Origin of the sequence: Nocardia sp. NPDC050378, assembly GCF_040655675.1 — a bacterium.
Lineage (GTDB): Bacteria > Actinomycetota > Actinomycetes > Mycobacteriales > Mycobacteriaceae > Nocardia > Nocardia coubleae.
Window position 1 is genome coordinate 1 of sequence record NZ_JBFAKI010000023.1, and the last position, 23,078, is coordinate 23,078.

Consider the following 23,078-nt stretch of genomic DNA (forward strand, 5'->3'; position numbering starts at 1 on the left):
GGAGCCGCAGATGATCGTGGCAAATCTCGTGCTACTCGCCTTGGCTGTGTTCGTGGCTTGGGGCCGGTTCGGCACCTACGCTTTCTGAGAGCTCCGCACCGAGTCCCTATCCGTTCCCGAGTCAGGAGTCATCTCATGCGCGCTGTGAACGTTCCCGCCGCCGGCGAACAACCCCAACTCACCGATCTGCCGACTCCGACGCCCGGCGAAGGGACCGTGCTGGTCCGCGTCGTGGCTGCCGGTTTGAATCCGATCGACAACGGCATCGCCTCCGGGATGATGGCGCAGATGGGAATGGAGCAGCGGTATCCGGTGACCCTCGGCCGCGACGCGGCCGGAGTCGTGCAAGCGCTCGGTCCCGGCGTCGATCACCTCCGTGTGGGTGACGAGGTATTCGGTCATATCCTGCTCGCGCCCCCGATCTCGGCGGGCACGTTGGCCGACTACGCGGTGCTGCCCGCCGCTGCCGTGACGGTCAAGCCGGCCGGTCTGGACTTCGTCACCGCGGCGGCGCTGCCGCTGGCCGGTGCCGCCGCGGCGGACTCGATCACCGCCGTCGACGCCCAGCCCGGGCAGACAATTCTGGTCAACGGTGCCTCCGGTGGCGTCGGCGCCTTCGCCGTGCAGCTGCTGTCGGCTCGCGGAGTCACCGTCATCGCGACCGGCACCGCCGACGATGTCGAACGCCTCACCGCGCTCGGTGCCGCAGCTGTCGTCGACTACACCGCGGATCCGGTGGCCGAACAGGTCCGCGCGCGACATCCGGAAGGGGTCGACGCGCTGATCAACCTCGCCGGCTACGACCCCGGCCAGGTCCCGGTCGCGGCTGTCCGCGAGGGCGGCAAGGTGGCCAGCACCACGGTGTTGCCCGAACAGTCGGCCCTGGCCGCGGCGGGTCTGACCGGCACCAGCGTGATGGCCGCTCCGGTGACCGAGACAATCGCCGCGCTCGGTGCGCAGGCCGCCGCCGGAGATCTGCGCGTGCCCATCGCCGAGGTCGTCACGCTGGACCAGGCGCCCCAGGCGCTGGCCGACCTCGCCGCAGGCGGCGTCGGCGGAAAGATCGTCGTCTCCCTCGGCGACTGACTCCACCCTTTCGCGGCCAGGGGCACAGGCACTCGACCCTGTGGCCCCTGGACCGTGCCTTCGTCAGGAACTTTGATGACCCTGAAAACCTCGAACCGTGATCCGTTCAACCCGGCGGTTCCCGCCGGTGCCTATGACGAACTGCTGGGGCGTGTGCTGCCCCGAGCGCACGCGCACCGGCGCTGGGCTCCTGATGACGGGGCGCTGCCCGCGCTCTTCGTCAGCCACGGCGCGCCGCCGACCCTCGACGACCCGGAATGGTTGCAGGCCCTGTTCGACTGGTCGCAGTCCATACCCAAGCCCCGCGCCATCGTCGTGGTCTCGGCACACTGGGAAAACGCGCCGGTGGCCATCACCGGCGCAGATGCGGGTACCCCGCTGTACTACGACTTCGGCGGCTTCCACCCCCGCTACTACACCCTGCAGTACCGCACCCCCGACGCGAGCGCCTTGGCCGCCCGGATCACCGCGATGCTGCCGGATTCCACCGCCCCGCACACCCATCGTGAGCGAGGCCTCGATCATGGCGCGTTCATCCCGTTGATGGCCATGTATCCCGCCGCCGACGTACCGGTCGTGCAATTGTCCATGCCGAGCTTGGACCCACAAGCTCTGCTGGCACTGGGGGAGAGGCTGCGCCCCCTGCGCGAGGAGGGTGTGCTCGTGCTCGGCTCCGGCTTCATGACCCACAGCTTCCAGGTCATGCGTAATCCCGCACTGGCCGGTCACACCGCCGCCTTCGACGAATGGGCCACCGATGCGTTGGCACGCAACGACATCGACGCGCTGCTCGATTACCGCCGCAAGGGTCCCGGCGCCGCGGTCGCGCACCCCACCGCCGATCATTTCGTCCCCCTGCTGCTGACGCTGGGCGCGAGCAGTTCCGACGGGGAATCGCTGCGCACCGTCATCGACGGCACCCGCTTCGGCAACTCGATCCGTTCCCTACAAGCAGCCTGACCGAACCCCAACAGCCACAACGCATTACGTCACACCACCAGTGGAGGAAGTCATGTCGATCGCAGTCACCGGGGCGACCGGTCAGCTGGGAAGTCTTGTCATCGCCGATCTTCTCGACCGCGGGATATCGCCCGCACAGGTCGCCGCTGTCGTCCGCGACCCGGACAAGGCAACCTCGTTGCGCGAGCGTGGGGTCGAGGTTCGTGTCGCCGACTACACCGATCCGGTGAGCCTGCGCACGGCGTTCGAAGGTGTGGATACACTGATGTTCGTCTCCGGTTCGGAGCTGGGGCAGCGCATCGCACAACACCGCAACGTCATCGAAGCAGCCCGGACCGCGTCGGTGGGATTGATCGCCTACACCAGCGTGCTCGCCGCCGATACCAGCCGACTCGCGGTCGCGCCCGAGCACCGCGCGACAGAAGCGATGCTGGCCGAGTCCTCGGTGCCGAATGTGGTGCTGCGCAACGGCTGGTACTGGGAGAACTACTCCGCGACCATCGCCCAAGCCGCGCAGTCGGGCACCCTCTACGGCGCTGCGGGCCAGGGGCGGCTCGCCGCGGCAACCCGTGCGGACTACGCCGCGGCGGCTGCTGCGGTGCTGACCCAGGACGGTCACGCGGGAAAGGTCTACGAGCTGGGCGGCAACGAGCGTCCCACCTACGCCGAATTCGCCGCGGCGATCGGTGAGGTCGCCGGTCGCCCTGTGCGGTACCAGGATCTCGAGCCGGCCGAGTATGCCGCGACGCTGAGGCAGTCGGGCCTGCCCGATCCCGTCGCCGACATGCTCGCCGATACCGATGCCGCGATCGCACGCGGTGAACTCGACACGACCTCCGGCGATCTCGCGCGCCTGCTCGGTCGCGAATCGACCCCGGTGGCCGAGGTGATCAGGACCGCCATCGGCTGATCCGTTCGAGCCTGTTCGACCCGGGGGTCCACCGCCTCCGGTCCACGCACGGAAGGGAATCTCATGAAGGCACAAGGAATCACCTGGCATGCCGTGGTCGTTCAACCCGATCAGTTCGAGGCCCACAAAGCGTTCACCATCGAGCGTCTCGGCATCGCCCCGATGATGGAAGCCGACGGCACCGCCGTTTTCAGCCTCCCCAACGGCGACCTCTACGAGATCTACACCCCCGCAACCACCCCGCCCTACGGGTACAACGACAGCTTCGCGATCGGCTTCCGGGTGGACGACATCGCCCAGGCAAGCCAGGAACTCGCCGACAACGGTTTCGAACTCCTCGGCGACATCAACCGGGCGCCCGAATACCAGTACGCGTACCGTCATTTCCGCGGCCCGGACGGCCGCGTCTACGGCATCAACGAGAGCAAGCCCCAACCCACCGACCCGTCGTGACCTGACCTCGGGATCGTCTCGCCCGGCGCGAGAACTACGAGGCCGTTGCCGATCCAGGCTCGGCCGCCGCAGCTGTCGTCCGGTCCCCACCTGTCCCAGTTGCCGTAGCGCCCGGCGGCGGCACGGATCGCCGCCGCCGGGTCGTGGCCGAAAGCGGTCGTAACGTCGACCTCTTATGGGCGACCATCGGCGCCGAAGTGCTCGAGCAGATGATCACAGATGTAGTCGATCGTTTCGATCTGTTGCGGACGCACCACGCTCGACCCGGAGGTCGAGAAGTCGTGGTCGACCCCCTCGATGAGCCGGTAGGTGACGTCGACACCGTTGGCTTTCGCCGCGGCGACATAGCGTTCGATCTGGTGCCGGAGGGAGTCGCGTTCGGCGCCGATGATGAGCAGGGGTGGCAGGCCGGTGGTGTCGCCCAGGTCCACGGAGGCGAGCGGGTCGTCGGCCTGGCTCTCGTCGGTGAAATAGGTTTTCAGGACGGTGCGCATCAGCGACTCGTCGACGAACGGCTTGGGCGGGGTCGCGGCGAAGTCCGCGGCCTTGGCCCAAAAATTCACCAGGGGGACGATGAGCGCCGCAGTCCGGACGTGCGGGCCGCCTGCTCGTCGCGCGAGCTCGAGCATGCCGAGCGCGAGGTTGCCCCCGGCGCTGGTACCGCCGATCGAGAGCCGTTCACCGTCCCAGCCCATGGTCTCGCCGGACCGGGACGCCCATCGAAGGATGTCGAAACATTGCTCAACCGCCACGGGGAAGCGGTGCTTGGGAGCCGTGGAATAGTCGATATTGATGACAACGGCCCCGACCTCGCCGGCGATCGCGCGCACGATGTGGTCGTCCTGGCGTGGCGCGCCGACGAGGAATCCGCCGCCGTGCGTGTTGAGGTGGACGGGGGGATGAGCCGTGTTCGTCGCCAGCGGGGCATCGGCGGCCGGGCGGGTGATGAAGCATCGCACCGGCCCGTGCCGAGTCGGGACGTCGACGATGTGGGGCTCGGCCACATATCGCTGCGTGACCTCCACCTGTGGTGGTTTGGCGATCCGGGTCACCACGGTCGAAAGTATCCACGCGCGCAGCGGGATTTCCACTTTGTCTCTGAGCTTGCTCATCGAGTTCCCTTTCGTCGGAGCGCCTGTCGGTGTCGGGCCGTTTCGGCCCGAGGGCGGTGCAGGTGGGCTGTCGTGGGTCAGCGTGCGGCGGCGCTGTCCGCGGTGGGACGGGTGTCGACTTCGCTGACGTGGGGCAGGTGTCGAGTCCGACGTGCTCGGCTGCGCCCTATATCTCGGTGAACACCCGCAGCTGCCGCTTGGGGCCGGCGGTGGCCGGCTCGTACGAGCGGTGCGCGTATTCGAGGGGGTCTGGCGGTCGTGCTCGCCGTGCGCGATCAGGAACAGCACGGTGATCTTCTCGACGATACCTTCGAGCACATCCCGAACCGCGTCAGTGGTTCGTGAGCTGATCGTCGACCGAACCCGTTGCTGCAGAAAGTCATCGGTGAATCCAGTCCCCGCGACATTCTGGCCCAGATCGCTCTGATCTGTCAGACCGAGGAATGGTTCGCCTCCACAGTGGAGTAGCGGTGTCCGGCGATGTGGTCGCCGGTGCTGTGTCGACTCGCTTACTCAGATCTGACGGTGCTGTGGTTGCGGCCGGCCGCCTCGGTGACGGGTCCCGTTCAGTGGCTCTTCCGTCAACGACTATCGGCGCGAATGTGTTGTCACCAGTCGTCTGATGACGGTGAGGCATCGGAGCAGGTGTGGTTCGGACCTTCCGGCCCGGTAGGCCAGAGCCAGCCCGATCGTTGTCGTCGGTCGCAGAGGCCGGTAGGCGACGCCGGCGAGGGCGAGCGCGGAGACCGGCTCGGGCACGACCGCCACGCCGAGGCCACCGGCGACGAGGGTGACCAGTGTCGAGGTTTCGGTGACTTGGTACTGAATCCGCGGCTGGATACCGGCGTCGCGCAGCAGGCGCGTCACCACGCCGTACATGACCGATTCCCGTTCGGCAGAGTGCACGATGAGATCGGCGTCAGCGAGATCTAGGACATCTACCGCCGGACGTGTGGCGAGCGGATGATCGGACGGTGCGGCGATCACGAGTCCGTCGTGGCGAAGCAGCTCCACCGTCAGGGAGCGGTCGGTGACCGGTGGGCGCAGCAGTGCGACGTCGACGGCGCCGGTGCGCAGCGCCTCCACTTGATCCGGCACCAGCATCTCGCCGCGGAACGCGAATTCGACCCCGGGCAGTTCGGTGGCCAGTTGGCGCGACAGTTTCGGCAGCAAGGAAGCCGTCGCCGAGCCGACGCAGCCGACGGTGAGATGCCCGAGGGAACCGGCCGCGACCAGCCGCGCCTCCCGCCCGGCGTCGTCGAGCGAGGCGAGGATCTGCCGCGCACGCATGAGGTAGGCGGCGCCTGCTGCGGTGAGTTCGACCTTGCGGGTAGTGCGTTCGAGCAGCGAAACGCCTAGATCCGCCTCGAGCTGGCGGATCTGCTGAGAGAGCGGAGGCTGAGCCATATGCAGGCGCTGGGCGGCCCGTCCGAAGTGCCGTTCCTCGGCGACTGCGACGAAGTAACGGAGATGCCGAACATCCATATCCAAAACGTCCTAATCAGTCGCCATATTGGTATTTCAGAGTATCAACGCAGGCCATTAGCGTCGAATAGGTGACCGAAGCTCTCCTCTATACCGCGCTGCGGACGCCATTCGGGCGCTTCAACGGCGCCCTGGCCAAGATCCGGCCCGACGACCTCGCCGCCGGGGTCATCCAAGCCACGCTCGCCAAGACCCCCCGATTGGACCCGGCCGCTATCGACGAGGTCGTGTGGGGCAACGCGAACGGCGCCGGCGAGGACAACCGCAACGTCGGCCGGATGGCGGCCCTGCTGGCCGGAATCCCGGTCCACGTCCCCGGCACCACCGTCAACCGGCTGTGCGGGTCCGGCCTCGACGCGGCGATGATCGGCTCGCGGCAGATCGAAACCGGCGACGCCCATATCGTGCTGACCGGAGGAGTCGAGTCGATGACGCGGGCGCCCTGGGTGCTACCCAAGCCCAGCAGGGCGTTCCCCGCCGGCGACACCGCGCTGGTGTCGACCACGCTCGGCTGGCGCCTGGTCAATCCGCGCATGCCTGCTGAGTGGACCGTCAGCCTCGGCGAGGCCAACGAGCAACTCGCCGACACACACGGAATCAGCCGCGCTCGTCAGGATGCCTTTTCTGTCCGCTCCCATATCCTGGCTGCCGACGCGTGGGTCGACGGTTTCTACGACGACCTCGTGGCGCCGGTCCCGGGCGTGGACTTGCTGCGGGACGAAGGCATCCGGGCCGACTCGACCGTAGCGTCGGTGGCTGCGCTGAAACCGAGTTTCCGGCCCGACGGCACGATCACCGCCGCTAACGCGTCGCCCCTCAGCGACGGCGCCTCGGCTGTCTTGCTGGGCAGCCCGAACGCCGCCGACCTCATCGGTGCGGTGCCGGTGGCCAGGATCGCGGGCCGCGGCACGCACGCGCTGGCACCGCAGTCGTTCGGCTACGCACCGGTCGAGGCCGCCAACCGGGCCCTGGAGCGCGCGGGCATCGGCTGGGACCAGGTCGGCGCCGTCGAACTCAACGAAGCCTTCGCCGTGCAATCACTGGCGTGTGTGGATGCGTGGAAGATCGACCCCGACATCGTCAACACCAGAGGCGGCGCGATCGCCATCGGCCACCCGCTCGGAGCATCCGGCGGGCGAATCCTCGGCACGCTGGCGAAGGTGCTGCGCGAGCGCAAGGAGCGATGGGGCGTGGCCGCGATCTGTATCGGTGTCGGCCAAGGCCTCGCCGTCGTGCTCGAGAACCTCGAGGTCACCCGATGAGCGCCACAATCTGCCCCAGCACCGACGAAGCCCTCGCCGGGGTCGAAGACGGCGCCACGGTCCTGATCGGCGGGTTCGGCCTCGCGGGGATGCCGTTCGACCTCATCGACGCCCTGATCCGCCACGGTGCCCGGGACCTGACGGTCGTGTCCAACAACGCAGGCAACGGCGAGGTCGGCGTGGCCGCGCTGCTCGCGGCCGGCCGTGTTCGCAAGGTGATCTGCTCGTTCCCACGCCAGAGCGATTCATACGTCTTCGATCGCCTCTACCGAGCAGGTGAGGTCGAACTCGAGGTCGTCCCACAAGGCACACTCGCCGAACGAATGCGTGCGGCAGGCGCCGGGATCGGGGGCTTCTACTGCCCGACCGGCGTCGGTACGGTACTGGCCGAAGGCAAGGAAACCCGCACGATCGATGGACGCCGATACGTTCTGGAGATGCCGCTGCGCGGCGACATCGCCCTGATCGGCGCACACCGCGCCGATGCGCTCGGCAATCTTGTCTACCGCAAGACCGCTCGCAACTTCGGACCGGTGATGGCGACCGCCGCCGCCACCACTGTGGCTCAGGTGGCCGAGATCGTGCCCGCCGGAAGCCTCGATCCCGAGACGATCGTGACGCCCGGGATCTACGTCGACCGGATAGTTCAAGTTCAGGCTCGTCACTACACCGTGCAGGGAGCTCGCTGACATGGCATTGACCTCCGACCAGCTCGCAGCCCGTATCGCACATGACATCCCACGGGGCGCCTACGTCAACCTCGGTATCGGTCAACCCACCAAGATCGCCGACCACCTGACCCCAGAACTCGGCGTCATCCTGCACACCGAGAACGGCATGCTCGGCATGGGTCCGGCCGCGAAAGGCGATGACATCGACGCCGACCTCACCAACGCGGGCAAAGTGCCGGTCACCGAACTACCCGGCGCGGCTTACTTCCATCATGCCGACTCCTTCGCCATGATGCGCGGCGGCCACCTCGACGTCTGCGTGCTCGGCGCCTTCCAGGTCAGCGCACACGGCGACCTGGCCAACTGGCACACCGGCGAACCCGACGCGATCCCCGCTGTCGGCGGAGCCATGGACCTCGCCATCGGCGCCAAGAAGGTCTACGTCATGATGACTTTGTTCGACAAGGCAGGCCGCCCCAAACTCGTCCCCGAATGCACCTACCCACTCACCGGCGTCGGCTGCGTGAGCCGCGTCTACACCGACCACGCGATATTCGACATCACCAGCAACGGCCTTGTCGTACGGGAAACCTTCGGAACAGATCCGGACGAACTGCGACACCACCTCGACCCGATCATCGCCTTCGAGAACACAACCGAGACATCGGACGTTGTCCGAGGCTGAGCCGCTGCCCGGACTTCGCAGGCGTGTGACAGCCTCGGGCCCGTACAGGACGGCGGGCCGGCTACCTGCCGGCCGCTGCCGCGCGTCAGATGATGGTGTAGCCGCCGTCGACCATGATGTGGTCACCGGTGATGAAGGAGGCGTGGTCGGACAGCAAGAACAGTGCCGCACGCACGACATCCTCGGGCTGCCCGATGCGCTGGATGATCTGGTGGCCGAGCACCGTGTCGAGCACGTCGGGGTTCTGGGTCAACTTCTCGGTGGCCGGCGACCGGATCAGGCCGGGGCAGATGGCGTTGACGCGAATATTGTGCGGGCCGCCCGCGGCCGCCAGCTCACGGGTGAGCCCACACCCGCTACGACCGGCCGGCCGGAGCGGAGCCGGAGGCTCCGGCCGTCGAGGACTGAACGATCGCCGCGTCCGTGCCCGGCATTGCGTACTTTGTCGCCAGAACCGCGACCGAATCCGCCACCGCTGCCCGGACTTCCCCGGCGTGTGACAGCCTCGGGCGCGTGCAGGACGGGTGGTGCGGGAGCTGGTGCACCCGGTACCGCCGTGGCGGACCGTCCCTACTTTGAATGACACCGAGGAGGTCGACGTGGAGCTCGGCGAAGCGATGCGGACTCAGCATGCCTGCCGTTACTACCGGGAGGACCCGGTGCCGGACGAGGTGCTCCGGCAGGCGGTCGAACGAGCCCGGTTCGCTCCCAACGGGGGTAACCGCGGGGCGGCCCGGTTCGTGTTCGTCCGTGATCCGGAGCTGCGGCGGCAGTTGGGCGAATGGTATCTGCCGCTCTGGGAAGAGGTCGCGGCCGCGACGCGCGCGAACAAGCCGGCGATCACCACGGCGAGCGGGCAGCACAAGACCACCGAGCTCGGCTTCCGTGATCCGGCGAAAACTCTCGCCGACAGTGATCATTTCGCGCAGCGCTTCGGCAGTCATCCGGTGATCGTCGTGGTGTGTGTCGATCTGGCCGCCACCCATCCGACCGATACCGAGCTCGACCGGCTCAGCATCGTCGGCGGCGCCTCGGTCTACCCGATGGCGCAGAATCTGTGTCTGGCCCTGCGCGATCAGGGCGTCGCGACCACATTCACCACACTCCTGGTGGCCCGCGAACCCGAGGTGAAGCAGCTCCTCGGTATACCGGAACACCTGTCCACCGCATGTCATATCGTGGCCGGTTATCCGGCCCGGCCCTTTCCCACCCGGCTGCACCGCCCGGAGGTCCGGGAGCTGGCGTACGCGGACCGGTACGGCGCGGCGCTGTAGCCGTGGTGGTGCGTGTTCGCTGACCGAACGTCTGCGTTAGCATGCAGGTATGGCATCCCCGACCGACCCCGCCGATACCGCTGGTGGCCCCGGTGTGCATCTCGAACAGCTGGAGCGCGCGATGGCAGTGCTCGAATCGTTCGACCGCGAGCACCCCGCGCTGACGCTCAGCGAAGTCGCGCAATTGACGGGGATCAGCCGGGCGGGCGCGCGCCGAATTCTGCTCACCCTCCGCTCGCTGGGCTATGTCCGGTCGGACGGCCGCGATTTCTCGCTGGCGCCACGGATTCTGAACCTGGGCTGGAACTATTTCGCGGCGATGGGTCTCGACGAGGTGGCGCGGCCGTTGATGGCCGAGGTCGTGGCGGAAGTCGACGAATCATGCTCGATGGCGACGCTGGATCTTCCCGATATCGTCTACATGGCCCGGGTGCACACCAAACGGATCATGACGGTGAGCGGCGGTGTGGGCAGTCGGCTTCCGGCCCATGCCACCGCACTGGGGCATGTGCTGATCGCCGCACTCGACGAGGCCTCCCTCGAGCGTTATCTCGCGGGCGGACCGCTGCAACCCCATACGCCGCGAACCGTCACCGACTCCGGTGAATTCCGGGAGCAACTGGCCGCGGTGCGTGAGCAGGGGTGGGCGCTTGTCGACCAGGAGCTCGAGATCGGTTTGCGCGCCGTGGCGGTGCCGATCACGGGGCCCGGCGGAGTGGTGAGCGCGGCGTTGAGCATTTCCTCGAATTCCGCCCGGGTCACTCTTTCCGATCTGCGCAAGAGGTGCCTGCCTCCGCTGCTGGAGGCCGCCGCCACGATATCGGCGACTGTCGCCAAGACGCGCGGCCACGAGGGCTGACGCACCGGCCTGCGGGTTACGCACTGCGGGTGGGGACGGGATGAACTCGTGGCTCACGCGAGAGTCGAAACGCGGGGCCGGCCACATCACGACGGTGCGCACCGTGTGGAGATGCGCCGGCGCGAGTACATGACCGAGCCGAACGGGTCGAGTTATGAGGGAGAACGCAGTCGCAGCCGCGTCGTGAGCGCTACCGCGGTGCCCGGCGACGACTGTCCGCGCGAGAGGTCGGTATGTTCTTCGGCGCCATCGCCGGTGGCCGTGTCTCGGACCGGTGGGGCCGACGGCCCGTACTCATCGGCGCGACCGTGATCTATTCGTGCTTCTCGCTGTTGACCGCGCTGTCGCCGAATCTCGAAACGCTCACCGTGTTCCGCCTACTGACCGGATTCGGTCTGCAGAACATGACCGGGGTCCTGCTGGTGTACGTCAGTGAAATGTTCCCCCGGCACCTGCGCGGTCGTCGCTACCAGGCGATCCTGCTCGCGATCGGAATCAGCGGTATCCCGGTCGCCGCGCTGGTATCCCGGCTCATCGTGCCGCTCGGACCCGGGATGTGGCGCTGGATCTATGTTGTCGGCGCCCTGGGCGTGCTCGGGCTGTTCCTCGCAATCAGAATGATGCCGGAATCGGTGCGGTGGCAGGCCGGTCCGCCCACGCGATCGCGCTGGTGGAACGCCTGGAGAACGAAGCGCGGAAGGCGACCGGCAGAGAACTGCCCGAGCCGCATGGTATTGACGCCCGAACAGGTCCGCGATCCGCCCTGCTGCAGGGCGTCGTCCTGGCGCTCTTCACTCGAGCAGATCTCGAACTGAGATCGCCCGCGAGGTGATGCGACAGTGACGGCGCAGGCGGCGGGATACGTCTGGTGTCGGGGCGACGGAACCTCCGGCGACCTCGCCTGCGCCGTGCCGGGCAGGATCGGCTCAGTTCGCGACGGTGAACCTGGTCCGCCGATGCCGCGGATGCTCGAGCTCGTCGAGTACGGCGATCGCGTAGTCCTGGTACAGATTTCGCTGCCTACCAGGTCGTCTTTCCCGAGACGGTAGGTGCCGGTGCGCTCGACAATTCTGTCCCCGGCGCCGCGGATTGCTCCGGGCGAGCCACTGCGTGTGCGGTTCGCCGGTGCGCGGCGGCGGCACCGAGATCAAGATCGCGTCGGCCTCCTCGGCGAGGTGGGCGACGTCCTCGAACCGGGTGAGGTCGGCGTGGATATCGGCGGTCCCCGCACGGGAGGAGACGGTGCGGAGCTCCTTTTCGCAGTAAATAGGACGATGTTCGGTATGCGAACAAGCATACTTAGAGCGAACGCACGCTCTACACTGGCTCACACGTCGGCGCGGAGCCGGCCACTGCAGCTCGTGCCGGGACCCCGTCGCGGCACGAGCCGAGATCCGATAGGCAGGTCCTCGACGGTCGCGCGGTCACACGACGCGCCCCGAGGGACGACGCAAACGGAACTCCGAGCTCCGGCCGACTGGTTCCGCGGGCGCGAACTCTCGCCTACCGGAACCGGACCGGCCACCGAGGTCGTCGGATGGCCGAGGCAGGTGAACTCGCATGATGCCTGCCGCCGACAATGTAGTTGGAGAGTCGTATGTGTGATGTCTTGGCCCGGGCCGTGAATCGTATGCCCGAGACCGGTCGGCGCCGCTTCCTCAAAACGCTGACAACGACCGCCGTCGCCGGCGGCGCCCTCGCGGTCGGCGCGTCCGCCGCCGCGTGCGCGGCGCCCGAAAACTCTCCCGCTGTACCCGATGCATCCGGTTATCGGACCAAGCTGGTTCTCCTCGGAACGGCGGGTGGGCCCTTGCTGCTGGACGGCGCTCGCGCCGGTATCTCCACCGCGGTGGTCTACGAGGACCGCACCTATATCGTCGATCTCGGGATGGGTTCGTTGCATCGTTTGACGGCGAGCGGTCTCGGCCACACCGGCGCACCGGCCTCGGCTCTCACCCGGGTGCGCGGGGTTCTGTTCACCCACCTGCACAGCGATCACTTTCTCGACTGGCCCGCCCTGTACTCCGTCGGTTCGATGAACTCCACGGGCAACGACGGGGCGCGGGTGAAGGTCTTCGGCCCCGGTGACCGCGGGACGCTGCCGCGCGTGTACCCGCCGAACCGGCAGGCCCCGCCGGTCTACTACCCCGAAGACCCGACACCGGGCATCACCGGAATGACCGGGCACCTGCGCAGGGCCTTCGCGCAGGATTTCAACGACCGGGCCAGGGACGGCAATATGCCCGACCCGGAACGCATCTTCGATATCCGCGATATCGATCTGGCCGGTGTCTGGGATGTAGACCCCCAGGGAATACCGCCGCGGCTGTCCGAACCGCTGCACATCTGGGAAGACGACGCGGTACGAATCACCGCCACGCTGGTGGATCATCATCCGATCGCGCCCGCGTTCGCCTATCGCTTCGACACCCCTGACGGGTCGGTGGTGATCTCGGGAGACACGACCGTGAGCGAGAACTTGATCGATCTCGCGCAGGGCTGCGATTACCTGGTCCACGAGGTGATCGATCCGCAATTCGTCGAGGAGACCGTCACCGCACTGCCGGACGAGATCGCGGGACCGGCGCGGGAACATCTCCTCGGTGCGCATACCACCATCGAGCAAGTGGGGCGTGATGTCGCCGAACCCGCCGGTGCGAAGAACCTGGTGCTCACTCATCTCGCACCGGCGAACAACCCCGAATCGCGGTGGCAGGCCGCGCAACAGGGGTACTCGGGACGGCTGATCGTCGGCCAGGACCTCATGCAACTGGGTGTGGGAACCGGGTAGCGCGGAATCGAACGGCAGGTCCGCTACTGCCAGAAATCCCGGACACTCCGTAGCCGCGGCTCATCGACGACCCGTGGCTCGGCATCAGAAAGGAACCGGAAACCATGCCATTCATACAGGGGGCACATCATGTGACGCTGTCGGTCGGTCATGCCCAGGAGGATGTGGATTTCCACACCGGAGTGCTGGGTATGCGGTTCATCAAGAAAACCGTGCTCTACGACGGCTCCGTGCCGATCTATCACCTCTACTACTCCAATGCCGGCGGCGAACCGTCGAGCGTGGTCACCACATTCCCGTGGGCACAGGCCGGGGTGTACGGCAAACGGGGCACCAACCAGGCGCGAGAGGTACTGCTGTCGGTGCCGGAGACCTCCCTGGACTACTGGCACAAGCGGCTGACCGAACACAACATCGAGGTGAGCAACGCCGAGGTGTTCGGAAAGCGGCGTCTGCAGTTCGCTCACCCGTGCGGTATCGAATACGTGCTCGTCGGGAACACCGATGATCCGCGGATCGCCTACGCCGGCGGCAGCGTGCCGCAGGAGCACGGCGTCCACGGTATCCACGGCACCGCGATCCACGCGCACACCCCGGAACGCACCGTCGAATTCGCCGAATCGGTGTTCTACTCCCAGGGCCGGCTTGTCGAGGACGGCAATCGGGTCACCTTCCAGATCGGTGAGGACAAGTTCGGCAACCATGTCGAGGTGCTCGGTAACCGCACCGACGACCAGGGCACCTGGTCGTACGGCGCGGGCACCTACCATCACTTCGCCTGGAATCTGGGCAGTCTGGACAATCAGCAGCAGGTGAAGTTCGCGATCGAGGGGGCCGGCTACACCGATATCTCCGAGTTGAAGGACCGGACCTACTTCAAGTCCGTGTACTGCCGGATGCCCGGTGGCGCCCTGTTCGAACTCGCCGTCACCCACGACGAAGGCGGCTGGGACTGCGACGAATCACCCGAAGAACTCGGCCGGGAATTCATGCTGCCGCCCCAGTTCGAAGCCCAGCGCGCCGAGATCATGGCCCGCCTCGAACCCATCACCGTCGCATCCTGACCCGGTCGCGGGCCGGTACCGGATTCCGATGGCGGCCCGCTGATCCGACCGTATCGAACCGATCGGCCGCGGTGCCGCGAGCGATATTCGCCCACGGCTGTCAGGCGTGTGGTGCCGCCGCCCCGGAGGGAGATCTGATGACCGGCGAGAAGAACCCGCACTTGCTGACGCGATGGCGCACGCGGGGTCCGGCTCCGCAGGAGGCTCCGCTGTCGGCGATCCTCGTACACGGACGCGGGCAGGAAGCGGACTATATGGTGGACGTCGCCGAGCGGATCGGCATGGACGATATCCACCAGCTCTACCCGGTCGCGCACGAGAAGTCCTGGTACCCGCACCGATTCATGGAGCCACCGGCGGTGAACGAGCCATCGCTGAGCTATGCGCTCGAAGCCGTGGCCGCCGCCGTCGGCCGGTTCAGCCGAGCCGGGGTCGGCAACCGCAGGATCGCGTTGATCGGTTTTTCCCAGGGCGCATGCTTACTGGCGGAATACCTCGCCAGGACGGCTTTTACGCCCGGTGCCGCTGTGCTGCTGACCGGTGGATACATCGGCCCTGCGGAGGACCGCCGGGCCCGGGGCCGACTGGACGGGACGCCGATCCTGCTGAGCAGCAGCGAGAAGGACGAGTGGGTACCGCCCGGGCGGGTGCGGGAAACGTCCCGCCTTTTCGAGGATATGGGCGCGGCGGTGTCGACGCGGATCCACGACACCGCCGAACATACGGTCGGCGACGAGGAAATCGTGATGGTCCGCGACCTCCTGCGCGAACTGCGCGGCAACTGACCGTCCGGCCGGACGAACTGCGCCGCAAACCGTAGACGACGTCCGTTCCCATCGCGCCCCTCGCGGGTCCCCGTCGGTCCGGCAATCGCCGGATCGGGCCCCGAAGGTCGGGGGCGCTGTTCCGTGTGCGCCGCTGTTCCGTGTGTACGGGCTCATGCCGTCAGGCGACCGGCGAGCGGCGTGCCGAACGGACCGCGGCGAGGTCGTCGTACTGTTCCCGCAGTGCCCCGATTGGTGGCGGTTATCGGGGTGTGCGATGGACGTACAACCGTTCGTTAATGGCACGAACTCGGTTATGGTGTGTCGAGCGTCGCTTTCCGCCAATACGTTGACCGATTCCGCCAGTGCATGGGACCCGGGTGCGCGATGGGGCAGGTTGGGGAAGGAATCGCGGCTGCCGCGCCGGATGCGCTGCTCAGCGCCTCCTGAACAGGCATAGACGCGAGTGCATCGCATTGCGTTCGAAAGTGGAGGATCGGCTATGCAGCAGCCGCAGGTGATCGTCGTCGGAGCGGGTCCGGTCGGGCTGGTGACCGCACTCGGGCTCGCCCGCCGCGGGGTCACGGTCACGGTGCTGGAGCGCGAACAGGACGTAGTCCGCTCGCCCCGCGCGATGGTTTACCACAATGGTGTGCTGCCCGGTCTCGCCGACCTCGGCATCCTCGACGATGTGGACGCCGCGGGCTTCCGGGCGACCGAACTAGCGTTCTGGGACCACGCGAACCGCGACGCCGTGCGCTTCGATCTGGGGGTGTTCGCGGGACATGAGCCCTACTCGTACAACGTTCACCTCGGACAGGATCGTCTCGCCGACGTGGCATTGGCCCATCTGCGGGAGGGCGGGAGCGCCGAGGTCGTCTTCGACGCGCGGGTCGCCGATATCGCACAGAACGCCGATGGCGTCTCGGTGTCCGCTTTCGTGAACGGGCACCTGCGGACCTACCGTGCCGACTACATCGTGGGGACGGACGGGGCATCCAGCACCGTGCGGACCGCGGCCGGTCTCGGCTTCGACGGCATGACCTGGCCCGAGCGGTTCATCGCGACCAATATCCGCTACGACCTCGCGAGTCTCGGATACGCCGATTCGACCCTGGTCGTCGATCCGGTCATGGGCGGTGTCATCGCCCGCATCGACGAGTCCGACCTGTGGCGCGTCACCTACCACGAGGACAGCGCGCTGCCGATCGAGACCGTGGCGTCCCGGATCGCGGCATTCTTCGCCGAGTTGCTGCCGGCCGGCGCGACGTACGAGCTGGCGCAGTTCTCCCCGTACACGATGCACCAGCGGTCGGCGACCCGCTATCGCGCGGGCCGCCTGCTGCTGGCCGGCGACGCCGCCCATGTCACCAACCCGATCGGTGGCCTGGGCCTCACCGGCGGTCTGTTCGATTCCTACATCCTGGCCGAGGCGCTCGCCGCGGTCCTGGCGGGCACCGTGGGCGATGAGATCCTCGACGAGTACTCGCGCCGGCGCCGGGACGCTTTCCTCGAGTACGGATCGCCGCGGGCCACCGCGTTCAAGAACCTGGTGTTCAACACCACCGACCGCGCGGAGGTCGACAAGACCCTGGGCGGGTTGCGGGCGGCCGTGGCCGATCCGGAGGCCGCGCGTCAGGCGTTGTATGTCAGCCAGCCCTATCGGACGCCGTCTCTCTTGGGCGACGCCGCACTTTCCGCCAGCGACAACTGAGGACCGAGCATGCAGCGTGACGGATTCTGGATCCAGGGTGAGCTCCGGCAGACGCCACTGGGCACCGCGAGTTTCGGTGCCATGTATGTCGAGCGGTTGACTCCCGAGGCGCCCACCCAGCCCTATCCGGCGGTGCTCATCCACGGGGGCGGCGGCCAGGGGACCGACTGGCTGGGCACGCCGGACGGCCGACCCGGCTGGGCGCAGCAACTCGCCGACGAAGGATATGTGGTCTATGTGGTGGACCGGCCGGGGCACGGTCGCTCGCCGCACGATCCGGCGGTGCTGGGACCGACGATCCCGGCGCTGACGGCCGAGATGTTCCTGGGCATCTTCGCGCCGGAACAGTTCGCCGAACAGCACACGCAGTGGCCGATCGGCCGCACTCCCGAGGATTCCGGTGTCCAGCAGGTCACGGCGAGCTTCGGGCCCATGACCGCGGACTGGGCCCAGATGCACGCCGTGGAGCAGGCACGGCTGGCCGCGCTCCTCGACCGGATCGGCGAGGCCGTGGTCTTCTGTCATTCGGCCGGGGGGCCGGCCGGCTACCTGCTGGCCGATGCGCGCCCCGCGCTGGTGAAGGCGCTGGTCGCCATCGAAACCGTCGGGCCGCCGTTCGCGACGCACCCGGCGGGCGGGAAGCTGGCATGGGGCCTGGCCTGCGCGCCCCTGACCTACGATCCGCCGGCCGCCGAGCCGTCCGAGCTGAGCCTGCACACCACCGAGATGCCCGCCGGGCCGCCGCGTACGCTCCAGGCCGGCACTGTCCGTACGCTGGCCCACCTGGCGCAGGTACCGATCGGTGTGGTGACCTCGCCCAACTCTGTCTTCCGCAGCTTCGACGACCACCTCCTCGCCTTCCTCGAACAGGCGGGATGCCGGGCCGACTCGTTACGGCTGGAGGATCACGGTGTGCTGGGGAACGGGCACGGCATGATGTTCGAACTGAACAATCTGGAGGTACTCCAGGTGATTCTCGATTGGCTCGCTGAGCGGCTGCCCTGACCGCGGAGCGCGCAGCGCGACTTCGAGCCGATCGACGGCCCTGCCCACAACGGAGTGGGCAGGGCCTTTCTGTGTCCGTGTTCGTATCGGCGCACCATGTCACCGAGGTATCGATGCGTTTTCGCGGAGGTTTCGGGAATCCGCCGGATTCCTTGCGAACAGTTGGGCGCTCTTCGTACACTTGGGCGCTATACGGTCAGTGGTGTGGATCATAGTTCCGGCCGAGCCCGCGGGGCGCCGGCACTGCGTAGTTCCGGGTCGGGGCCGTGGCCAGGTAGTCATCGAGGACTTCGAGGAAGGGCACCTGAGTGATGTTCGTGAGTGCCCCGGCCGTTCGCACGGGTTACGGCGTGGGCTGGATGAACCGGATCGACAGCGCGGTGGCGATCCATGGGTGAGCCGCTCGCCGGGCGCCGCGAAACGCAGCCGGCGCCGATGACCTTCTCGACCGCCGGTGTGCCCTCGTCTCGGCGGATGGCGCTCTGGGAGCAGTACAACGCGCGGGCCATGGTGCAGATCTCGGGCCGTACGCTCGGCGGTGAAGCGCTCGAGGCGACGGAACGCAACCTCCGGTCGCCGCGGCTGCGGTTGGCGCACATCACGGCCGCGCCGCATATCGCGGAGCGCACTGCGCGGGAGATCGAGCGGCACCCGACCGATTCGGTATTGCTGACGGTGGTGCTGGCGGGCGAGACCTCGGTCTACTACCGGGACGACGTCGTCACGCTCAAGCCCGGACAGGCCATCCTGAGCGATACCGATGTCCCCTCCATGCGCGGCTTCGCCCACCGGCTCGACCAGTTGGCGCTGACGGTGCCCAAGTCCGTGTATCGGGAGCTCGTGCTGCCCGATATCCCCAAGCCCTACGACGTGTTCGAACTCTCCGGCGGGGCGGGGCGGTCCGGGTCCGGAGCGGCGCTGGCGAAGCTCATCGGTGACGCCGTGCGTCGTGAAAACGTGGATACCGAGGCTCTCGAGCGGGATGCGCTGGCCTTACTTCGCGCGATGGTCACGCGCCACCTGGTCGACGACGCGGGCTCCCAGCTCGCGGCGGCCCAAGCGTATATCCGCCGGCACCTCGCCGACCCGACACTGTCGGCGCTCAAGATCGCGGGGGCGCTCGGTGTGAGCGAACGACAGGTGTCGCGAGTTTTCCGGCAGCACGGGGGAGTGGCGCGCTGGGTCACCGACCAGCGCCTCGACCTTGCGCTCGCGATGCTGACGGCACCGGGCCAGCGCACAGTAGGGCAGGTCGTCCGGGAGTGCGGATTCGGATCCTCGTCCTATTTCGCGCGTGTTTTCCGGCAGCGGTTCGGGATGTCACCGCGCGACGCGCTCAACGAGAAAGGCGCGGCGGTCGGGGTGGCGTGACATATCGCGCGGTGTGACCATTCTCGCCGCCGGGGCGACGGATTCCGCCACGATTCCCCGGCGGTGATCCCGGGCTGTCAGCGTATTCGGCGCGCAACCCGGAGGTGAGGTCATCGATGACTGCGCTCGACCCTGTCCAGGGCGCCCTGCCGGCCGAATTCGTCGCCCGGCTACAGGCGTTCCTCGGCGCCGAGGCCGTCTGCTCGACCCGGCGACTCCGGACATCACGGCGCTGGGGATGCTGCCCGAGAACACCGAACAGGTTCGGACAATCGTCCGCGCGGCCAACGAGGTCGAGATGCCGCGGTCGATCCCCGTGGCATCCTCTCACCGGCCGCCACGGTGTGTGGCCGAGCCGGGGCGCCGGGAGCGATAGCACACGGTGCGGGCGATCCGGCGTTTGGCATTTTGCCGCCACTGATGTGGCCGAATCCGCCAGCGTTGTCCGGCGCTTCTCCGCTCGTGACACCGTCTGTCGAGTAGGGCGGGCAGCGCCCGCGCTGATGCGGAGAACACCGCATCGCTCGCCGAGTGCCGCCACGCGCACCGAGGACCGAGCACCGAGACAAAGGAGTTTCACCACATGATCACCGCGGAAATAAACTATGCGCTCGGTGTCCCGGGCCGCGCCCGGTTCGACGTCATCGAGAAAGAACGCACCACTGTGCAGGTCGCCCCGGCGCGGGTGGAGGTGCGCGACGCCAGGCCCCACAATGCGGAGCTGGACCTCGATGTGGACGGCTACCGGCTGTATCAGCACAGCTTCCCCCTCGCCGTCACGGGTACGAAGGCGGAGCTCGAGTCGACCTATCTCGATGAGATGTGCGCCTTCATCAAGGAACTGACCGGAGCCCGCGAAGTCCGGCCGCAGCGCAGCGGTATGCAGATTCGGCGGTCCTCGATGGCGCAGGGAGAAAGTGAGAGCATGAACGGCCGCTTGCTGCCCGCCTCGTTCGCGCATCTGGACTTCACCGAGCATTCCATCGCCGCGTTCCTGGACCTGTCCGTGGCCGACGACGGACCGATCGCCCCGTACCGCCGCATGGCCCTTTATCAGACCTGGCGGGTCACCTCGCCGCCGCCGCAGGACAACCTGCTCGCCGTGGCCGATCCGGGATCGGTGGCCGACGAAGACATCTTCCTGATGGACACCCGGCTCGGACCGGAGGAATTTCCCTCGTGCTTCTTCGAGTCGCGGCTGTGCACGGTCAACCCGCAGCACAACTGGTACTACTACCCGAATATGACTCCCGACGAGGTGCTCGTGTTCAAAGGTCACGACACCGACCCGGACCGCGTCAGCGGCGTGATGCACACCGCCTTCGAGGTTCCCGGCGCCCCGGCCGACGCGGTGCCGAGGTCCAGCGTCGAAGCCCGATTCATGGCGTTCTTCGACTGAGCGCCCCCGACTACCGAGGAGACCGAGGATGGACGACGCCAAGGCCACTGTGCGGACGATGATCGACGCGCTGAATCGAAGAGACTGGGAACGTTTCGCCGAACTGCTCGCCCCCGAGGTGAGTTACACGATCCTGGGCTATGAGTTCCCCGGAGCCGGCACGATGGACCGGGAGACGGTCCTGCGGCAACTGCCCGCAGTATTCGGAATTTTCGACGCGGACAGCCCCAAGCTCGAGATCACACACCTGATCGCCGAGGGCGACTGGGTGATCGTGGAGGCCACGGGTACGGGCTCTTTCCTCGACGGCACCCGCTACGAGAACCGGTACGCCAACGTCTACGAGGTGGTGGACGGCCGGGTCCGGACCGTGCGCGAGTACATGGACACGCAGCATATGGCGAACCTGCTGTCCGCCGTGGCGGCTCCGGCCGGCGAGGCGCGATGAGCGGGGAGCGGACCCGGGGACTGGTCGTGGTCGTCACGGGCGCGGCGAGCGGGCAAGGTCTGGCGCATGCGGCCGCGCTGGCCGCCGAGGGCGCCACGGTGATCGCCACCGATATCGGTGCGCCCCGGCAGGAGTTGCCCGCGGGGGTGGTGTTCCGGACGTTGGACGTCGCCGACGAGGAGCAGTGGCGGGAGCTCGCGCGGTGGCTCGGCGATACCCACGGCCGGGTGGACGCGCTGGTGAACAATGCCGGGGTGGCCAGCGGCGCCGGGCTCACGGATCTTGAACTGGCGGAGTGGCACCGGGTTTTCGGCGTCAATGTCACCGGGCCGATGCTGGGGATGAAACACATGGTGCCGCTGATGACCGCCGGCGGGTCGATCGTCAACGTCAGCTCGCTCGCGGGCATGCTCGGCGCGTTGCTGCCGGCGTATACGGCGAGCAAATGGGCGTTGCGTGGGCTGTCCCGCAGTGCGAGCCAGGAGTTGGGTGCGCGCAATATCAGGGTGAATACGATCAGTCCCGGGTTCATCGATACCCCGATGGTGGAATTCCTCGGGCAACCCATGCGGGACGCGACGCTGGCGAATGTGCCACTGGGCCGGCTCGGCACCGTGGACGATGTCAGCCCGCTCGTCGTCTTCCTCGTCTCACCCGAATCCTCCTGGATCAGTGGCGCGGAGATCCCGGTGGACGGCGGTGAGTGGTCGCACGGCGGCAACAAACGTCTCTCCGACTTCCTTCACGAGTCGGGCGCGCTCGCCGGGGCCGAACCGAAGGGGTGAGTGCCGGCCCGGCCGGCGCCCGCGCTGCTCATCGGATGCGTTCCTGTCCGTCCGGAGAACACCGGTTTCGGCCGCGGTGATAACCAGTTGACCGCGGCCGGGCCGGCACTGCGGCGCGTGTGGCATACCTGCGCCGCGTCACTCGATCCGTCGAATCGGAGTGAACCCGCCGGAGCCGGGACCGCTACAGGTCAGATGATGGTGTAGCCGCCGTCGACCATGATGTGGTCACCGGTGATGAAGGAGGCGTGGTCGGACAGCAGGAACAGTGCCGCACGCACGACATCCTCGGGCTGCCCGATGCGCTGGATGATCTGGTGGCCGAGGACCGTGTCGAGCACGTCGGGGTTCTGGGTCAACTTCTCGGTGGCCGGCGACCGGATCAGGCCGGGGCAGATGGCGTTGACGCGAATATTGTGCGGGCCGCCCGCGGCAGCCAGCTCACGGGTGAGCCCGAGGATGCCGTGCTTGGTGGTTGCGTGCGCGGTGCCGCCGGTGGCCCAGCGCAAGGCGTTGACGCCTTGGATCGAGGCGATATTCACGATCGCGCCGCCGCCGCGGGCGATCATATGCGGCCAGACCAGCTGGGTGACGTGGAAGACCACGTCCAGCTCATTGCGGAGCGTGGCGTGCCAGTCGGCGGGCGTCATCTCCGCGAACGGCGCGAAACGCGGCGCCGACGCGTTGTTGTAGAGCAGGTCGATACCGCCGTGCTCGCGCACCGCGTCGTCGATCCATGCGGACACGGCCGCGCGGTCGGCGAGGTCTAGGGGTTGGGCCGAGGTCATCGTCGCGCCCTTGGCGGTAACGAGCTCGCGGGTCTCCTCCGCGCCGTCGGTCTTCATATCGCAACCGATCACGGTCGCGCCCTCCTCGGCCAGCGCGAGCGCCGCGGCGCGACCCTGCCCGCCACCGGTGCCGGTGACCACCACAACTTTGCCTGCGAAGCGTCCGTTCATGTCCGGATCGTAGGTTCGCCG

Annotated in this window: 23 protein-coding genes and 1 pseudogene; 19 read left to right on the forward strand and 5 right to left on the reverse strand. The window is 67.6% G+C overall.

Features of this window, described 5'->3' with window-relative positions:
- The first annotated feature begins 135 nt into the window (after positions 1–135).
- The 4 genes from AB0I35_RS29930 (at position 136) to AB0I35_RS29945 (ending at position 3,409) form a co-directional block, all read left to right on the forward strand.
- Positions 136–1,086, forward strand: a complete 951-nt coding sequence (locus AB0I35_RS29930; protein WP_357399669.1) for an NADP-dependent oxidoreductase — start codon at positions 136–138, stop codon at positions 1,084–1,086.
- Positions 1,087–1,161: 75 nt separating this feature from the next.
- Positions 1,162–2,046, forward strand: coding sequence for a class III extradiol ring-cleavage dioxygenase (locus tag AB0I35_RS29935; protein ID WP_357399670.1), 885 nt, complete (start codon positions 1,162–1,164; stop codon positions 2,044–2,046).
- A 52-nt stretch (positions 2,047–2,098) separates the two neighbouring features.
- Positions 2,099–2,956, forward strand: coding sequence for an SDR family oxidoreductase (locus AB0I35_RS29940; RefSeq protein WP_357399671.1), 858 nt, complete (start codon positions 2,099–2,101; stop codon positions 2,954–2,956).
- A 63-nt stretch (positions 2,957–3,019) separates the two neighbouring features.
- Positions 3,020–3,409, forward strand: coding sequence for a VOC family protein (locus tag AB0I35_RS29945; protein ID WP_357399672.1), 390 nt, complete (start codon positions 3,020–3,022; stop codon positions 3,407–3,409).
- 173 nt (positions 3,410–3,582) lie between these two features.
- Here AB0I35_RS29945 and AB0I35_RS29950 read toward each other — a convergent pair whose 3' ends face one another.
- The gene (locus AB0I35_RS29950; RefSeq protein WP_357399673.1) at positions 3,583–4,521 is read right to left on the reverse strand and encodes an alpha/beta hydrolase; all 939 of its coding nucleotides are present in this window, start codon (positions 4,519–4,521) and stop codon (positions 3,583–3,585) included.
- A gap of 588 nt (positions 4,522–5,109) precedes the next feature.
- Positions 5,110–6,006 carry a LysR substrate-binding domain-containing protein gene (locus AB0I35_RS29955; RefSeq protein ID WP_357399674.1) on the reverse strand — a complete coding sequence of 299 codons (897 nt, stop codon included), beginning with the start codon at positions 6,004–6,006 and terminating at the stop codon, positions 5,110–5,112.
- Between the two features lie 71 nt (positions 6,007–6,077).
- On the opposite strand from AB0I35_RS29955, the gene AB0I35_RS29960 reads away from it, so the two are divergent.
- The 3 genes from AB0I35_RS29960 to AB0I35_RS29970 are packed head-to-tail and all read left to right on the forward strand — an operon-like array spanning position 6,078 to position 8,624.
- Positions 6,078–7,268 (forward strand): thiolase family protein, encoded by a 1,191-nt coding sequence (locus AB0I35_RS29960; protein ID WP_357399675.1) that lies wholly within the window; start codon positions 6,078–6,080, stop codon positions 7,266–7,268.
- Positions 7,265–7,957 (forward strand): 3-oxoacid CoA-transferase subunit A, encoded by a 693-nt coding sequence (locus AB0I35_RS29965; RefSeq protein WP_357399676.1) that lies wholly within the window; start codon positions 7,265–7,267, stop codon positions 7,955–7,957. The genes AB0I35_RS29960 and AB0I35_RS29965 overlap by 4 nt, the downstream gene beginning before the upstream one ends.
- Position 7,958: 1 nt before the next feature.
- Positions 7,959–8,624 carry a 3-oxoacid CoA-transferase subunit B gene (locus AB0I35_RS29970; RefSeq protein WP_357399677.1) on the forward strand — a complete coding sequence of 222 codons (666 nt, stop codon included), beginning with the start codon at positions 7,959–7,961 and terminating at the stop codon, positions 8,622–8,624.
- Positions 8,625–8,709: 85 nt separating this feature from the next.
- Here the strand turns inward: AB0I35_RS29970 and AB0I35_RS29975 are convergent, their stop codons facing one another.
- Entirely contained in the window at positions 8,710–9,210 is a 501-nt protein-coding gene (locus AB0I35_RS29975; protein ID WP_357399678.1) for an SDR family oxidoreductase, read from the reverse strand.
- On the opposite strand from AB0I35_RS29975, the gene AB0I35_RS29980 reads away from it, so the two are divergent.
- The 3 genes from AB0I35_RS29980 (at position 9,200) to AB0I35_RS29990 (ending at position 11,572) form a co-directional block, all read left to right on the forward strand.
- Positions 9,200–9,898, forward strand: a complete 699-nt coding sequence (locus AB0I35_RS29980; RefSeq protein ID WP_357399679.1) for a nitroreductase family protein — start codon at positions 9,200–9,202, stop codon at positions 9,896–9,898. The two genes, AB0I35_RS29975 and AB0I35_RS29980, sit on opposite strands and share 11 nt — an antisense overlap.
- Before the next feature lie 49 nt (positions 9,899–9,947).
- Positions 9,948–10,757, forward strand: a complete 810-nt coding sequence (locus AB0I35_RS29985) for an IclR family transcriptional regulator C-terminal domain-containing protein (RefSeq protein WP_357399680.1) — start codon at positions 9,948–9,950, stop codon at positions 10,755–10,757.
- Between the two features lie 212 nt (positions 10,758–10,969).
- Positions 10,970–11,572 (forward strand): MFS transporter, encoded by a 603-nt coding sequence (locus AB0I35_RS29990; protein WP_357399748.1) that lies wholly within the window; start codon positions 10,970–10,972, stop codon positions 11,570–11,572.
- Between the two features lie 111 nt (positions 11,573–11,683).
- Here the strand turns inward: AB0I35_RS29990 and AB0I35_RS29995 are convergent.
- Positions 11,684–11,820, reverse strand: a pseudogene (locus tag AB0I35_RS29995) (FMN reductase); the annotation flags it as partial.
- A 567-nt stretch (positions 11,821–12,387) separates the two neighbouring features.
- Here AB0I35_RS29995 and AB0I35_RS30000 point away from each other — a divergent pair.
- The 9 genes from AB0I35_RS30000 (at position 12,388) to AB0I35_RS30040 (ending at position 22,098) form a co-directional block, all read left to right on the forward strand.
- The gene (locus AB0I35_RS30000; protein ID WP_357399681.1) at positions 12,388–13,548 is read left to right on the forward strand and encodes an MBL fold metallo-hydrolase; all 1,161 of its coding nucleotides are present in this window, start codon (positions 12,388–12,390) and stop codon (positions 13,546–13,548) included.
- Positions 13,549–13,652: 104 nt separating this feature from the next.
- The gene (locus AB0I35_RS30005) at positions 13,653–14,612 is read left to right on the forward strand and encodes a ring-cleaving dioxygenase (protein ID WP_357399682.1); all 960 of its coding nucleotides are present in this window, start codon (positions 13,653–13,655) and stop codon (positions 14,610–14,612) included.
- A 137-nt stretch (positions 14,613–14,749) separates the two neighbouring features.
- Positions 14,750–15,397, forward strand: coding sequence for a hypothetical protein (locus tag AB0I35_RS30010; protein ID WP_357399683.1), 648 nt, complete (start codon positions 14,750–14,752; stop codon positions 15,395–15,397).
- 481 nt (positions 15,398–15,878) lie between these two features.
- On the forward strand, positions 15,879–17,090 hold the full coding sequence (locus tag AB0I35_RS30015; RefSeq protein ID WP_357399684.1) for an NAD(P)/FAD-dependent oxidoreductase: 1,212 nt from the start codon (positions 15,879–15,881) through the stop codon (positions 17,088–17,090).
- A gap of 81 nt (positions 17,091–17,171) precedes the next feature.
- Positions 17,172–18,095: an alpha/beta fold hydrolase gene (locus AB0I35_RS30020; protein ID WP_357399685.1), complete on the forward strand. Its 924-nt coding sequence runs from the start codon at positions 17,172–17,174 to the stop codon at positions 18,093–18,095.
- A 390-nt stretch (positions 18,096–18,485) separates the two neighbouring features.
- Positions 18,486–19,466 carry an AraC family transcriptional regulator gene (locus AB0I35_RS30025; protein WP_357399686.1) on the forward strand — a complete coding sequence of 327 codons (981 nt, stop codon included), beginning with the start codon at positions 18,486–18,488 and terminating at the stop codon, positions 19,464–19,466.
- Between the two features lie 583 nt (positions 19,467–20,049).
- The gene (locus AB0I35_RS30030) at positions 20,050–20,865 is read left to right on the forward strand and encodes a CmcJ/NvfI family oxidoreductase (protein ID WP_357399687.1); all 816 of its coding nucleotides are present in this window, start codon (positions 20,050–20,052) and stop codon (positions 20,863–20,865) included.
- Between the two features lie 28 nt (positions 20,866–20,893).
- Positions 20,894–21,313, forward strand: coding sequence for a nuclear transport factor 2 family protein (locus AB0I35_RS30035; RefSeq protein ID WP_357399688.1), 420 nt, complete (start codon positions 20,894–20,896; stop codon positions 21,311–21,313).
- Positions 21,310–22,098, forward strand: coding sequence for an SDR family oxidoreductase (locus AB0I35_RS30040; protein ID WP_357399689.1), 789 nt, complete (start codon positions 21,310–21,312; stop codon positions 22,096–22,098). Before AB0I35_RS30035 ends, AB0I35_RS30040 begins: the two co-directional genes overlap by 4 nt.
- 191 nt (positions 22,099–22,289) lie before the next feature.
- On the opposite strand, the gene AB0I35_RS30045 is transcribed toward AB0I35_RS30040, so the two are convergent.
- The gene (locus AB0I35_RS30045; protein ID WP_357399690.1) at positions 22,290–23,057 is read right to left on the reverse strand and encodes an SDR family NAD(P)-dependent oxidoreductase; all 768 of its coding nucleotides are present in this window, start codon (positions 23,055–23,057) and stop codon (positions 22,290–22,292) included.
- Positions 23,058–23,078: the final 21 nt, after the last annotated feature.